This is a genomic window from Dyadobacter luteus (assembly GCF_003383615.1).
GTDB lineage: Bacteria > Bacteroidota > Bacteroidia > Cytophagales > Spirosomataceae > Dyadobacter > Dyadobacter luteus.
The window spans coordinates 1-13,902 of record NZ_QNUL01000010.1; the positions used below are offsets into that span (position 1 = coordinate 1).

Annotated in this window: 10 protein-coding genes; 2 read left to right on the top strand and 8 right to left on the bottom strand. The window is 42.5% G+C overall.

The features are described from left to right. Window positions 1-21 precede the first annotated feature (21 nt). The 6 genes from DSL64_RS28955 to DSL64_RS13785 all read right to left on the bottom strand — a co-directional run bounded on the left by DSL64_RS28955 (window position 22) and on the right by DSL64_RS13785 (window position 5,051). Window positions 22-186 carry a hypothetical protein gene (locus tag DSL64_RS28955; protein ID WP_158547923.1) on the bottom strand — a complete coding sequence of 55 codons (165 nt, stop codon included), beginning with the start codon at window positions 184-186 and terminating at the stop codon, window positions 22-24. 203 nt (window positions 187-389) lie between these two features. After that, window positions 390-2,561 (bottom strand): peptidase domain-containing ABC transporter, encoded by a 2,172-nt coding sequence (locus DSL64_RS13765; protein ID WP_115831621.1) that lies wholly within the window; start codon window positions 2,559-2,561, stop codon window positions 390-392. A 97-nt stretch (window positions 2,562-2,658) separates the two neighbouring features. Beyond that, window positions 2,659-3,867 (bottom strand): HlyD family secretion protein, encoded by a 1,209-nt coding sequence (locus DSL64_RS13770; RefSeq protein WP_115831495.1) that lies wholly within the window; start codon window positions 3,865-3,867, stop codon window positions 2,659-2,661. A gap of 194 nt (window positions 3,868-4,061) precedes the next feature. Then, window positions 4,062-4,280: a hypothetical protein gene (locus DSL64_RS13775; protein WP_115831496.1), complete on the bottom strand. Its 219-nt coding sequence runs from the start codon at window positions 4,278-4,280 to the stop codon at window positions 4,062-4,064. 166 nt (window positions 4,281-4,446) lie between these two features. Next, entirely contained in the window at window positions 4,447-4,665 is a 219-nt protein-coding gene (locus DSL64_RS13780; RefSeq protein WP_115831497.1) for a hypothetical protein, read from the bottom strand. Window positions 4,666-4,832: 167 nt separating this feature from the next. Then, window positions 4,833-5,051 carry a hypothetical protein gene (locus DSL64_RS13785; RefSeq protein WP_115831622.1) on the bottom strand — a complete coding sequence of 73 codons (219 nt, stop codon included), beginning with the start codon at window positions 5,049-5,051 and terminating at the stop codon, window positions 4,833-4,835. Window positions 5,052-5,633: 582 nt separating this feature from the next. Here DSL64_RS13785 and DSL64_RS13790 point away from each other — a divergent pair. Continuing rightward, the gene (locus tag DSL64_RS13790; RefSeq protein WP_115831498.1) at window positions 5,634-5,903 is read left to right on the top strand and encodes a helix-turn-helix domain-containing protein; all 270 of its coding nucleotides are present in this window, start codon (window positions 5,634-5,636) and stop codon (window positions 5,901-5,903) included. A 160-nt stretch (window positions 5,904-6,063) separates the two neighbouring features. On the opposite strand, the gene DSL64_RS13795 is transcribed toward DSL64_RS13790, so the two are convergent. Both DSL64_RS13795 and DSL64_RS13800 read right to left on the bottom strand, forming a co-directional pair. After that, on the bottom strand, window positions 6,064-7,563 hold the full coding sequence (locus tag DSL64_RS13795; protein WP_115831623.1) for a SusD/RagB family nutrient-binding outer membrane lipoprotein: 1,500 nt from the start codon (window positions 7,561-7,563) through the stop codon (window positions 6,064-6,066). 26 nt (window positions 7,564-7,589) lie between these two features. Next, window positions 7,590-10,859 carry a SusC/RagA family TonB-linked outer membrane protein gene (locus DSL64_RS13800; RefSeq protein ID WP_115831499.1) on the bottom strand — a complete coding sequence of 1,090 codons (3,270 nt, stop codon included), beginning with the start codon at window positions 10,857-10,859 and terminating at the stop codon, window positions 7,590-7,592. A gap of 491 nt (window positions 10,860-11,350) precedes the next feature. Here DSL64_RS13800 and DSL64_RS13805 point away from each other — a divergent pair, with 491 nt between their 5' ends. After that, window positions 11,351-13,798, top strand: a complete 2,448-nt coding sequence (locus DSL64_RS13805; protein WP_115831500.1) for a TonB-dependent receptor — start codon at window positions 11,351-11,353, stop codon at window positions 13,796-13,798. The last annotated feature ends 104 nt before the right edge of the window (window positions 13,799-13,902 follow it).

Sequence of the window (13,902 nt, forward strand, 5' to 3'; positions counted from 1 at the left end):
TCATCAGTTGACAACGTAATTTCACTTACCTGTTTTCCATATATTAAGAATACGTCCATTTAAATTGTAATTAGTATAATATCTTACCTTAATTGCTGTCTTATCAACTGCATCAAGTGGTACATATTTTTCTGTAACGGTTTCGCCTGTAGTTCCTACTTCAATACAGGAATACTTTTTTGACATTGCGAATCTTCTTTTGAAAAAATCCCTCCAACCTTCGTAATTATATCCATTTAAGCTTATCATTTATCTTATTGTTGTTAAAGCTATATCCAGTCGTCAAGGTTTTCCACAGTCATTGATTCTGTAATTTGTGAAAGTTTCGTTATACGAAGCATATTTCTTTAACAAAAAAACGCTCTGAATTCAAATCAGAGCGGATCATTTCAATTCACACTTTCAAGCGATGGAAACTGCTGCCTCCACATATCATAATATTTACCTTTTTTGGTCAGCAGCTTTTTGTGACTTCCTTCTTCGATCAGTTTACCCTGCTCCAGCACCACAATTTTATCAGCATTCATGACAGTACTCAATCTGTGTGCAATGATGATAATCGTCTTATCTTTTTTTCTCATTGCCTGCACGGCCACTTGTATATACTGCTCAGATTTAGAATCTAATGAAGATGTTGCTTCATCCAGAATCAGAATTTCAGGATCTCTGTATAATGCCCGGGCAATAGCGAGGCGCTGTCTTTGTCCGCCCGACAAACTCGTCCCATTCTCACCGATGTATGTATTAAAACCATTGGGCAGGTTCTCAATAAATCTCATAATATCCAGTTCCTGACAAATAGAAACCACCTTTTTCATATCCGGTTCAAATTCACCCACCGCAATGTTATTGATCACATTACCTGCAAACAGATGTACATCCTGAGGCACGGCACTCACCATTTGCCTCAGACTGTCGTTGGTAAGGTATTTAATATCAAATCCGCCTATCTGTATGTTGCCTGACTCAACGGTGTATATATTTTGAAGAAGTGAAAGTAATGTCGTTTTCCCAGAACCACTCTCTCCTACAACGGCTGTTATTTTCCCCTTCGGTATTACCAGATTCAGATCTTCAAAGACTGTAACGCGCGTGCCATAGCGGAAATGTACATTCCTGAAATGAATATCCCCGATCATATCGCTCGTCATCACCGCCTTATTTTCCATGGATTCCCGCTCAATATCCATGATTTCAAAAAGCCTGTCTGCCGCAATCGACGCATCCTGAATGGTTTTATTCATTCCGATAAGACTTGCTACCGGGCCAGTGAAATAGCCAATGATTGCATAAAATGAAAGAAGCTCTCCCGGAGTAATAATGCTGTTAAGTACAAATAATGATCCCGCCCATAATAGAATAATAGTAAACGCGCTCGACACAAAACCACTGAAATCTCCGATCCACAGGGAGTTGGTATTGGATTCATATACCGATCGCAACATGCCAACGAAACGCGTTTCAGTACGCATATTTGTGAAATCTTCCAGCCCGAAACGTTTGATAGTACTCACCGAATTGATCGACTCAACCAATTGCGCCTCCAGCTCAGCAGAACTCTCCATTAGCTTCCGTTGCGTCGACTTATTGACTTTGTTGGAGAAATAATAGATGATGGCATACAGCGGCACGACCCCCATCATAATCACCGCCAGCTTCCAGTAATAGGTAAACATTAACCCGAACGAAAACACGAGGATAAACATATTGACAGCAAAGCCAATCAACACATCATTGATAAACACCCTGATCTTCACTGCGTCATTGATCCGCGAGATAATTTCCCCGACGCGCATGTTATCAAAAAACTGCTGAGGCAGCCTGAGCAGGTGTTTGTAATAACCAAGAATGAGCCGCGCGTCAATTTGCTGACCGGTTTTGATCGTCAGTAAGCTTTTTGCATGATTAATCACCACCCTGAATAACAGAATACCGATCATCACTACTCCCATCAGATTAAGCAGGTTCCGGTTGCCTTCCGGCAATACGTTATCTACAATTTTTTGCAGAAAAATGGATGTTGAAAGTCCAAGCAATGTATAAATAACCGCCCCAAGCAGCACCTGCAACAAGATAGACTTATGTGGCTTCAATAAATACCAAAAGCGTTTATTGACAGATACTGTCTCGTTCCCTGCCACAAAAGAATCTCCGGGTTGCACCAGAATCAATACGCCCGTCCATATACTTTTAAACTGCTCATAGGTAAGTGTGAGCATCTCACCACGTGCCGGATCCATCACATCTACATCCCTATCGCCTACTCGATATACCACCACGTAGTGATGTAGCACTTTATTGATGATGACGTGCGCAATCACCGGCGAAGGTACGTGCGGCAATTGTTCGAAATCGGCTTTTACACCTTTTGCATTGAACCCAAGCTTATTGGCGGCTTCCAGCAAGCCGAGCACATTTGTTCCCTTTTTATCGGTAGAAGCATACTGCCTGATTCTCGCGACAGGAATTGTCAGCTCATAATAGGCGGCAATAGAAGCGAGGCAGGTGGCGCCACAATCCGTAAGATCGTGCTGTTTGATAATGACATGTTTAAGACGCATTTTGGTATTCAAAAAAGGAAGAGCCTTCACAATCCATAGATAGAGGGATCGTAAACGTGCCAGTATCGGGTTCGGCTTAGTTGGGTTCATAGTGTGGTTAGTTCAGGGACGGAGTATCGTTTGTTGCAATGAGGTTAGGATTCAGCCAGTCGTCGGCTTTGTCGTAAAGTAACTGGAAGAGTGTACGTTCGGTAACCAGAAAACGCGCCTGCAACGTCATCCCCTTTTTCAGTTTCCCCTCAAAACCGCTCGGCAACGTCAACGAATTTTTATCCAGTTTGCAACGAACCTTGAAAAACGGAGGTTCTTTACCGTTGGTATACACATCGTTAGAGATTGATACCACCTTCCCCGTTACCAATCCCCACTGGTTATAATTGTAGGCATCGACCTGTAGCCTGGTTAGCGTGCCGGGGCGAATCAAGCCTATATCCTTTGGCAATACATACATCTCGGCAATCATGGATTCATCAGGCGAAATTTCGGCAAGAAATTCATTCGCAGATACAATGCTACCCGGCTGCAAGCCTTTAAGCTGCTGAACGGTGCCACTTATTGGCGCTTTCACCACGTAAAAGTCTTTCTCCCGCAGATATTGCTGATCCTGAGAATTCAACTCCCGCGTTTTCATCTGCAATTGTGTAAGCGCAGCTTCCCAACGGGCCTCCTCTTCTTCCATAATAGTTTTGATCCTGTTGGTAGCCGTGCTGTGCAGTAACACCGCTCTGTCGTATTCAGCTTCAGAAATCGCCTTTACATTGTAAAGCGTTTTGTTTCTGGCATAATCCTTCTCAACAGTAACCAATGTTGTTTTGGCGTCAGTAATCTTTTGCCAGAAAAGCGCAAAATCCTGCTTATACAACCCACTCGAAAGACCAGGCTTTTTACTCCAATTGTTAGTTCGGCTCAGGTGCAGGAGCTTGTTCAGATCTTGGATTTGATTTTCATAGTCATTCTTCTGTGCTTTAACCAACTGATTCTGTTCCCTGAGTATATCGGCTTCTATCTTTAAAAGCACCTGCCCTTTTTTAACCCGCTGGTTCTCCGAGACAAAAACCGAGTCTAGTCGTCCGCTGACAAGGGCTTTGATCTCATTACGATCGTCCTGAGATCTGATAATACCGGTACTGCGGACGCTGACATCTACTGCAATGACGAACAGAGATATGAAAGCTATTATAACCAACAGCATCAGCAGTTGGTAGATGAGCTGAGATCTGGTGTGATGTTGATGAAAATGATAATCTGAAGTAAACTCCAGAATTTCAGGTGGGAAAATTTTTCCGGACGTATCTTTTGTTTCCATAAATTAGAAGAGTAGGCCTTAAATATGTATACGTCACATCCAATTAACGTACCAACGTATATACACAAACTAGGTAGAATCAAACCTTAGTTGAGTAATCCACAACTAATAAGAATAACAGAGCTTCTTGCATACAGGATATAAAAAAGCGGGAATGACGCATGCCACTCCCGCGATTTTTATGTACCCCGAAATTAGTTCGAGATAGAGTTAAAGATTCCACCCAAATCGAGGTTCAAACCGAAGCTTGATTTATCCCAGGATCCGTCTTCATCTTTGGATTCATTGCTAAAGTTAATACCTAGTCCGCCAAACAAGCCACCTGACGACTGTGAATCATTGTTTCCGAACAGACCTAAAAGACCACCATTGATCTCTTGCATTTCAGTGTGATTTAATTCCTGAAGTTTCATAACATAAATGGTTTTATTGAAAAATTGCCTACTCTGTTTCAGGTTTTCGGCAACCCCTGTATTTTCAGTGCCGAAGCGTGTGATAACATTGAAGTGAAATCAAAATGTCTGAGACTTTAGAAAAGTAGTATAGTGAAGCCTTTCTAAAATCTGAGTCGACAATTCACTAGCTGTTTATTGAGTTGAAAATACCACCCAAGTCAAGATTTAAACCGAAGCTCGATTTATCCCATGAGCCATCTTCATCTCTGGATTCATTACTGAAGTTGATACCCAATCCTCCAACCAATCCACCGGATGACTGCGAATCGTTATTTCCAAAAAGGCCTAAAAGACCACCATTAATCTCTCTTGCTTCTTCGTGATTTAATTCCTGAAGTTTCATAATTGACAAATAGTTAAATTAGACATCGCTTACTCTATTGCAGGTTTTCGGCTATCCCTGATTTTCTTTTGAGCAACTGCTCATAACGCTGAAGGGAAATCGGAATATCGTTATTTCAGAAGCCTTCTCTGCTCTCGCCGATCAGCCTGAAAAACTATTCATTCTCATTAGCTATTTAAAGAATTGAAGATACCGCCCAAGTCAAGGTTGGTTCCGAAATTTGTAGATTCTGATGATCCGTCATCATCTACAGATTGATTGCTGAAATTGATTCCTAATTTACCAATCAAACTTCCTGACGACTGAGAATCGTTGTTTCCAAAAAGGCCTAAAAGACCACCATTGATTTCTTTTGCTTCCTCGTGATTTAATTCCTGAAGTTTCATACACACAAATGGTTTTGTTAAAAATTGCTTACTCTTTTTCAGGTTTTCGGCTACCCCTGTTGAACGTTGCGTTCGAAATAGTTTTTTAAACATCCATGCCATAAAAAACATAACACACTGATAAACAAACAACTAAAAAGAGTCAAACAAAACTTCAGGGAGTATGAAGTGCGATCTAAAAGAAACTTGCTGTCGTATCACATGCGCGGTTTCCTTATATAAACTATGAATTGCGTTTCAAAAAAATAAGTGGTACAATCAGCAATTGTAACTATTTTTTTACTCGTACAACCCTCCTGTTTTAAGCCAATTACGGGGTGTGTCCCATTTTTCTACAATTGGAGAAAACCACTCACCATTAGTATATTTTTTAGACGATTTCATGCCCTCAGGTGTAGCGAGAGCATATAGGGAATATAATAAAACGTATAATGTTAATTTTCCGGAATGGATCAGTGATGTACCTGATAAGTACATGTGAACATGAAAAATATTCGTACTTGTTGTAATTTAACTGATCTTAAGATGCCTGCTGACCGTATATGATTTCAATTAAATGACTCCGTCAAAACATTGTGTGTTATGAACCAAACGATAGAAGAGAGAATCAGAACCGTAGCTGCAAACATCAGGAAGATCAGGGAGTACAGAGACTACACACAGGAGTATCTGGCAATGAAACTTGGTATTTCACAAAATGCCTACAGTAAAATAGAGCTAGCTTATACACGTATAACAGTGGAGCGCCTCATCCAAATCTCCCAAATTCTGGAAGTCGATTCGGTAGATCTGCTTCAAAGTACAAGTGATGAACTGATTCGTCTGCATGCCGGCCACTCTAAAACCTACTAACATTTCTTAATCCTGCTCTTATCGGTTGATGGATTGACCGAAAGTCTTTCCACCCTCCTCTTTCCTTACCGCCTTCCTTTCTCAACACATACGCATCTGCACAAAAAAGCGGAAACCAGTGTAACTGACTTCCGCTTTTAAAATGATAACATTTCAAGTCTTATCGTTTATCCCACCATACTTTGGAAATATACGTGTCACCCTGGGGCAGCCTCGCTACCGCCAGCTTATAGTTATCCTCATTGAGCAATGCTTCTCTCGAAGAATATACTGTGCGGCGAGGAATAGTTCCATTCGTTGATCCTGCAAATGGTCCTGCTTTCAAGGTTGGATAACCCATCCTTCTCCATTCAATATAAGCTTCATAGGAGCGTCCGAAAAGCTGAATCCATTTTTGCGTACCAATTTTTTCAAGCTTCTGTTCCTTTGTCAATCCGGCAAAAGACAACTGAGAGGCGAAATTGGCAGGAATGGTTGTGACATTATAAGGTTCCTGAGCTAACGCGGCAGTTACTCCGTCCTGATAGAATTTCTCAGCCTGCTCTGCTGTTGCTCCCCATCCTTCCAGTGCTGCTTCGGCTTTATAAAAAGATACATCCGAAAACGACATCACAATACATGGAATAGCGGGGCTGTACGCACGGTTAAAGAAAGTGGTTGTCGATGCCGTTGAATAGTCATCCTTAATGATTGTTTTAAGAATTTCGTCGGTAAGCGCAACTCCGATTCCTTTATAAGCAGGAGCTCCTGCCTTCACAGAATTCACACTAGGCTGTGCAATCCGGGGTAGTCGCGGATCATTACTGGTAACAAGCTGGTTTACAAAAGCATCTGCCAAATATTTCAAGTCCGGGCTTCCGGCCAGAAAATGGTTTAGGATCGGATGCACATTCGCATTAGTTGCATTGTTAAAAGTAGGAACAGTTGCATTGTCGGCATTACTTTCCAGTAGTGGTTGCGCCATAGCTTCCGTTACGGTTTTCTGGGCCAGTGCAGGATCAGCATACCTGATTCTCATCCCCAACCGTAGTTTTAAAGAATTAGCATACTTCTTCCATTTTGCTACATCTCCTTTGTAATAGAAATCTGCAGTGCCGTAACTTACATCACCTACTGTTAATTGAGCGAGCGCCGTATTAATGTCAGCGATCAGCGATTTATAAACAGACTCCTGGGTATCGAAAGCAGGCTTATTATTGACCTCCGCAGTTCCCAGCGCACTCTGAGAATAAGGGATATCACCAAATAAATCTGTCAAACGCTGCCATACAGCAATTTCCACCACCCTTGCAATAGCCAGTTTGGTTCTTCCGGAAGGTTCATTTTCCTGTCCTTTCAAAATTTCATTTCTGATCTGGCTTATGTTTTTGATTAAAGTATAATGAGCATCCCATGTATTATTATCCGGTTGTTCAATATACCGCGAGCTTGAAATCAGCACACCTCCCGCCCATTGCTGTATCCACGAACCATATTGGTTATTCGGGTATTCCACACCTTCTGCAAATGCTCCGTCGCGCTGTACACGGGAGAGCTGTAAGCCCGGATCAATGGTGGTAACGGAGTTGGGTGGTGTATTGAGTTTTTCAAAATCACCTGTACATGCCTGCAGTAAGCAAATACCACCCGCTGCTAAAATTGATTTAAATATATGTTTCATCTCTAAAAAAGTCATGTTTAATACAATTACAACTCCACATTCAAACTTGCTCCAAAATATCTCAGCAACGGTAAAGCCGTAGATTCCAGACCGATTGATGAATTACTCACATTGAAAGAGGATGCTTCCGGAGCAAACCCTTCTGTCCTCCGTTGCAGATAGAAAAGGTTTCGGCCATAAATCCCAGCACGGATTCCTTTGAAAGGAGTTCGGTTTACAACTTTGGCAGGAAGAGAGTAATTGAGTGTAAGCTCCCTGAACATCACATAACTTGCATCGTTGAGCATTTCCTCAGGAACAACATTGTCCTTATCGGGCGCCACCACATTCCAATAATCCTGAGCGCGAACCTGCTTTGTATTCGCAACACCTGTACCGGCCCAGTTTCCATCAGCAGATTTTGAAGCCACCACCCCATCGGCTACGTAGGTTCCGTCACGCCCTGGGAGCGTCTTTTTGATGGTACCATAAACCAACTCCTCACGCATGCTTTGCGAATAGATTTTGCCCCCCTGACTGATATCTATCAGCCCCGAAAGTGCAACTCCTTTATAACGGAAGCTGTTATTGAAACCACCGATCCACTTGGGAAGCGCATTGCCCAACTCATACAGTACCTTTCCATTGGACTTCAAAGGAAGACCCGTCGTCGGATCAATTAAACGATTCCCTTCATTATCACGGAGCCATTGAAATCCGTTTCCTATGATTGTACCAAATGGTTTTCCCGGCGATGCAATCACATTTACTCCACGGTCGGTTCCCAGGGTGTACAGGTCTACTCCATCTGCCAGAGAAACGACCTCATTCCTGTTTCTCGAAAAGTTAAAAGTTGATTCCCATGTAAATCCGCTTTCAGTTTTCAAAGGTGTGCCATTGAGTGTAAGCTCAATTCCGTGATTTCGGATTTCGCCTGCATTAATTCTTCGTGAAGCAAAGGTGCTTGAAGGAGGAAGCGGCACATCCAGAATCTGATTTTTAGTAGATGCGTTGTAATAGGCAAATGCTAGCCCAGCCCGATTTTTAAAGAAACGTGCTTCTACACCAAATTCCGAAGATGTGGTCAGTTCGTTTTTAAGATTCGGATCAGGAATTGTAGAGGTATAGCTCGAAAGCGGAATACCACCATGAGACACAGCATCAATTGAATAATTTCCTGTTAGCTGGTATGGAGAACCCGAACTACCAGCCTGAGCCACAGATGCACGTAGTTTCAAAAAGCTGAGTACATCGCTTTGTATATTAAACGCATCAGTCACTACAAAACTGGCACTAACTGCCGGATAAAAAAATGAATTATTGGCCGGAGATAATGTTGAAGACCAGTCATTTCGGGCAGAAAAATCCAGAAATAGCCACTCCTTAAACCCGAGCTGTCCCGACATATAGACAGAATTAATGGAAGATTCCGTCAAACCAAAAACGGAAGTCTGAGTGAGTGTATTGGTAATAGTGTAGAGATTCGGAGCTATGAACTCTACTCCTGCATTCCCTGTAGTTCTGGAGAAAAACTTTTGATGGTTGGCTCCGAAATTTAATCCCAGAGATATGTCCTTAGTTAACTGAGGAGTAAGAGAAAGCAGGATATCGCTATTGTCTTCACGCACGCGTGTAACCTGTTCTGATATATCCCCGTTACGGTTGGCACTTTGATAGGTCCCCTTCTCCCGCGATCGGAATCGTTGGTCAGTATAGAAGTCTGTTCCTGTTTTTGCCGTAAGTCTGATCCAGTCGTTGAATTGATAGCTCAGTTTAATAAGCCCTATCAGACGCTGACGGTCGTCTGAGTTCACCGTATGGTCGCGTGTCCAGTAGGGATTGGCTGTGGAAGAATTCGTTGCATATGTTTTCTCCATGCCTACAAACGGCACCGTACCGTACCCTAGCTGCCGGTTTACATCGTTGGCAGTCCAGGCAGAATTGGCTAATATGCTCATCGGAATACTCCTCGGTTGGCTGATAAAAATGTAAGCAGGGTTATCACTGGCATCGGAAACAGTAGGTCTGTTTTTCCCGGCCTGGCCTATATAGTTGGCTTTTACGTCCAGTTCAAGTTTACTGGTTAGCTTGGCAATTGTTCTCAGGTTTACATTATTACGCTTCAGCGTATTACCCGGAGTATATCCGTTGATATTCGTATTCCCGTACGACAACCGATAATTTACATTGTCATTTCCTCCTTCCAGGCTGATGTTATTTACAACCTGTCTTTCTGTATTAAAAAACTCCTGAAAAGTGTTGGGTTGCGGTGTAAAGTTTAGCGCATTACCCCATTGGTCTTCATATTGCTGCCCATCCATCTTCGCGCCCCAGCTAGCCCTTGTGAAGCGATCGCGTCCACCGCTTGTTTTGGGCACCCCCTGAACGCCCGCAGCCTGAGCTGCCGCCCAGGTATAAATTTTCCCATCGTTGCCACGAAAATGTGTGAATGTACCATCAAGCCCCTGTCCGTATTCATCCTGAAAATCGGGCAGTACCAGGGCGTTTCCATGCGAATAGTCAATGCCGTATTTAATTCCGATTCCTTTTCTCGACTTACCTGATTTGGTGGTGATCAGAATTACACCATTACTTCCCCGTTGGCCATAGAGCGCTGCTGCGTTCGGTCCTTTCAGCACAGACATGGATTCTACATCTTCAGGATTGATATTGGAAATACCATCGCCATAGTCAATACCACCGCTGCTTCCCGGAGAATTAGGATTACTGTTGTCCATTGGAATGCCATCAATCACATACAAAGGCTGGCTATTTCCTACCAACGAGTTGGAGCCTCTTATCACTACACGTGAAGATCCTCCTGCTCCATTTGCAGACCGTGTTACCTGCACGCCGGCCATTTTACCTGCTAGTGTAGTCGCAAGGTTAGCCTCCTTTGCGGTAGAAATGGCTTCGCCGCCTATCTCCTGAACAGAATAACCAAGCGCACGTTTATCCCTTTTGATACCAAGCGCCGTTACTACTACTTCTGAAAGATTCTGTGTATCCTCTGCGAGCGTTGTATTAATCTCTGACTGATTGCCTACAGCAGCCTCCTTTCTCACATATCCGACAAATGAAAATACCAGTGTTGCCCCGGCTCCTTCCGTATCAATTTCGTACTTGCCCGCAACGTCGGTAGCCGTTCCTCTGGTGGTTCCTTTCACCATTACACTTACTCCGATAAGCGCTTCGCCTTTTGCATCCATAACAGTACCCCGCACTGTCTTTTGCGCAAAGGCCAGGTTGGTCAGGCAGCATAGCAAAATCAAAAATGCCAGTTGCCTGTAAATAAGATAACAGTAACTTTTTCTCATAATTGGTGATTTAGGTAAGTAAAAGAAATAGACTATAATGCATTAGGACGATTATGCCCTAATGAAAGATACGTAGCTTTTAACAGAACAGCCTTCTGAGCGTTACAAAAAAATCTTCGCTTTATACAATCGTCAGTTTGTCCTCTTCTTTCAGAAAATAAAATATAAAAAATCATTCAAATTCAGGATCAAAAATCAACATACTGAAAAACAACAATTTAAATACAAGAATATGAACTAACCTTCCTTATCAGCTCAAAACACTCAACCCATATTATTAACCGCTCAAACTTTTTTTCTGGTTTCATGCAACTTTCCTGTTTCAATTTGTATCTATGATTCGGTGCTGCAAAGAAGAGATATCCGCTTAACACAGATTCAAACCATTCATAATATTAATGGTTCTATGTTATACCAAGTACTTATCTTTGCAATGTACTGAAAGATAAAGAAGTCATTTATACTTTCAGACAGCCATATATCTATTAGCCATGAAATTCTTTACAAACCTAACAGCAGCATTCGTGCTTAGCGCAAGCTTTGCCTTTGCTCAAACATCAACCGCCCCAACGGGAAAAGTAGCCGGAGCAATCCTGGACGAAAAGTCTGCTGCATTCCCGTTTGTAAACGTGCTGCTTCTGCACGCCAAAGACTCTACGCTGGCCAAAGGATTGGCATCTGATGAAAACGGCAAATTCCTTTTTGAACAAGTTGCCGAAGGTCAGTACATCACACTGGTTTCTATGGTAGGATACCAAAAAGAGTATAGCAATGTTTTTAGAGTTGCCAACGCACTGGTTACGCTTCCGGCTACCGCACTGAAAACTGATACGAAATCATTGAATGAAGTTACGGTAGTAGCAAAGAAACCATTTATAGAACAGCAGATAGACCGCACAGTTCTGAACGTTGAAAACAGTATTGTTTCTGCCGGATCCACGGCTCTGGAAGTACTCGAAAGAGCACCGGGCGTTACTGTGGATCAGCAAAACGATCAGCTCAAACTACGTGGAAAAGAAGGAGTAATCGTACAGATTGACGGGAAACAAACTTTCCTTTCTCAACAGGAGCTTATGAATTTGCTGAGAAACACGCCTAGCGACAATATTGAAAAAATCGAATTGATCACTAACCCATCTGCTAAATACGATGCGGCAGGTAATTCCGGGATCATCAATATTAAGATGAAACGCAATAAGAATTACGGCACGAATGGGAATATCAATCTGGGTGCAGGTTATGCCCGCCACGGACGTACCAACGCTACGGGAACGATCAACCACCGGGCAGGGAAAATCAGCACTTTCGTCAGCGCCGGCACTTTCGTCAATAAAGGATTTAATAATAACCAAATTTACAGATCTATCCCATTTGAAGATAAAGTAACCATTTTTGATCAAAAAACGGAAAGGATCAACAAGTCTCAATATCACAACATAAGAGCAGGAGTTGATTTTTTCGCTACTAAAAAATCGACCTTCGGAGTGCTGGTCTCCGGCTTCAGAAATACCTTCAGCAATCCTTTCGGGCAAACCAACACCCGCATCCTGAATGAAGACCTCAGTCTGCAACGTACATTCCGTACGGATGTGTTCAATGGCTCTAAAATGAACAATTTCAGTACGAACCTGAACTTCAAGCACCAGTTTGATGATAATGGTAAGGAACTGACTTTCGATGTGGATTACGTCAAATACCAAGGAGAAAATAGAAGCGAGCTGGACACCCGCTACAGCAAACCAAACGGCGAAGCAGACGGAGCACCGGAAATTGTGCGTAACAAAATGCCTTCTGAAATTAACATTGGCGTTGCCAAGCTTGACTATACACAGCCACTTTGGAAAGGAAAATTTGAAACAGGTTTGAAAGCAAGTTATGTGGCTTCGGACAACAACATGGTATTCGAGACCAAAGCAGACGACTGGACACTTGATCCATCACGCTCCAACCAATTCAAATACACTGAAAATGTGAATGCTGCTTACATTAACTACAGCGGTAAGATCTCTAAAAAACTGACATACCAACTGGGCTTCCGTGGAGAACATACACATTCAATAGGGAACTCGGTAACACTGAATCAAAAGCTGGATCGTAACTATATCAATCTGTTCCCGAGTATGTTTTTATCACAACAGCTTGATACAAACAACGTGCTGAACCTTTCATATAGCCGCAGGATAGACCGACCCAATTACCAGTCTTTAAATCCGTTCGAGTTCTATCTTGATCCCTATACTTTCCAGAAAGGAAATCCGAACCTGAAACCACAGTATACCAATTCATTTCAACTGGTACATGTTTACAAAAACTTCCTGAATACCACACTGGCCTACAGTAGGATTAAAGATATGATCGCCGACGAATTGCCTCAGCAGATTGCATCCGAGAACAAAACCTTTGTTACTTCCGATAACCTTGACAATCAGGATAACATCAGTCTAACGATCTCAGCGCCTATTCCCATCAGAAAATGGTGGACACTACAAACCAATTTCACGGGAGTATATAACCACTATAACTCTTTCTATCTGGAAGAAGTACTAGAAATTAAGCAGGTATCGTGGAACATGTATGCGAACAACCAGTTTACAATCAAAAATGGCTGGTCGGCAGAGTTGTCAGGATGGTACAACAGCCGTGCTTTTTACGGATTGTATGCAGCGCGACCTATGGGAATGGTGAATGTAGGTGTACAGAAAAGCCTATGGAACAAAAAAGCCACAATCAGACTCAATCTAAACGACTTGTTCTGGACTAACCAGTTTCGTGGACGTGCCATTTACAAAGACATTGACTTCCATGTGAAGTCGCAATGGCCAAGCAGACAGGCCAGAATTACTTTCACTTACAACTTTGGCAACCAAAATGTGAAAGGCGCACGCCAGCGCAATACCGGTTCAGATGATCTGCAAAGAAGAGCCGGAGGCAACAATTAATCAAGTAAGGAATATCAGTCTGAAAAGGCTTTATTCATAAATTAGTTAGGTTTGTTATGCAGAAAATCCATCACGTATTTCGTGATGGATTTCTTATTTTCTGA

Excerpts from the sequence above, each read along its gene's own strand:
- DSL64_RS28955 (WP_158547923.1), bottom strand. The coding sequence starts at position 186 with ATGTCAAAAAAGTATTCCTGTATTGAAGTAGGAACTACAGGCGAAACC.
- DSL64_RS13765 (WP_115831621.1), bottom strand. The coding sequence starts at position 2,561 with ATGCGTCTTAAACATGTCATTATCAAACAGCACGATCTTACGGATTGT.
- DSL64_RS13770 (WP_115831495.1), bottom strand. The coding sequence starts at position 3,867 with ATGGAAACAAAAGATACGTCCGGAAAAATTTTCCCACCTGAAATTCTG.
- DSL64_RS13775 (WP_115831496.1), bottom strand. The coding sequence starts at position 4,280 with ATGAAACTTCAGGAATTAAATCACACTGAAATGCAAGAGATCAATGGT.
- DSL64_RS13780 (WP_115831497.1), bottom strand. The coding sequence starts at position 4,665 with ATGAAACTTCAGGAATTAAATCACGAAGAAGCAAGAGAGATTAATGGT.
- DSL64_RS13785 (WP_115831622.1), bottom strand. The coding sequence starts at position 5,051 with ATGAAACTTCAGGAATTAAATCACGAGGAAGCAAAAGAAATCAATGGT.
- DSL64_RS13790 (WP_115831498.1), top strand. The coding sequence starts at position 5,634 with ATGAACCAAACGATAGAAGAGAGAATCAGAACCGTAGCTGCAAACATC.
- DSL64_RS13795 (WP_115831623.1), bottom strand. The coding sequence starts at position 7,563 with ATGAAACATATATTTAAATCAATTTTAGCAGCGGGTGGTATTTGCTTA.
- DSL64_RS13800 (WP_115831499.1), bottom strand. The coding sequence starts at position 10,859 with ATGAGAAAAAGTTACTGTTATCTTATTTACAGGCAACTGGCATTTTTG.
- DSL64_RS13805 (WP_115831500.1), top strand. The coding sequence starts at position 11,351 with ATGAAATTCTTTACAAACCTAACAGCAGCATTCGTGCTTAGCGCAAGC.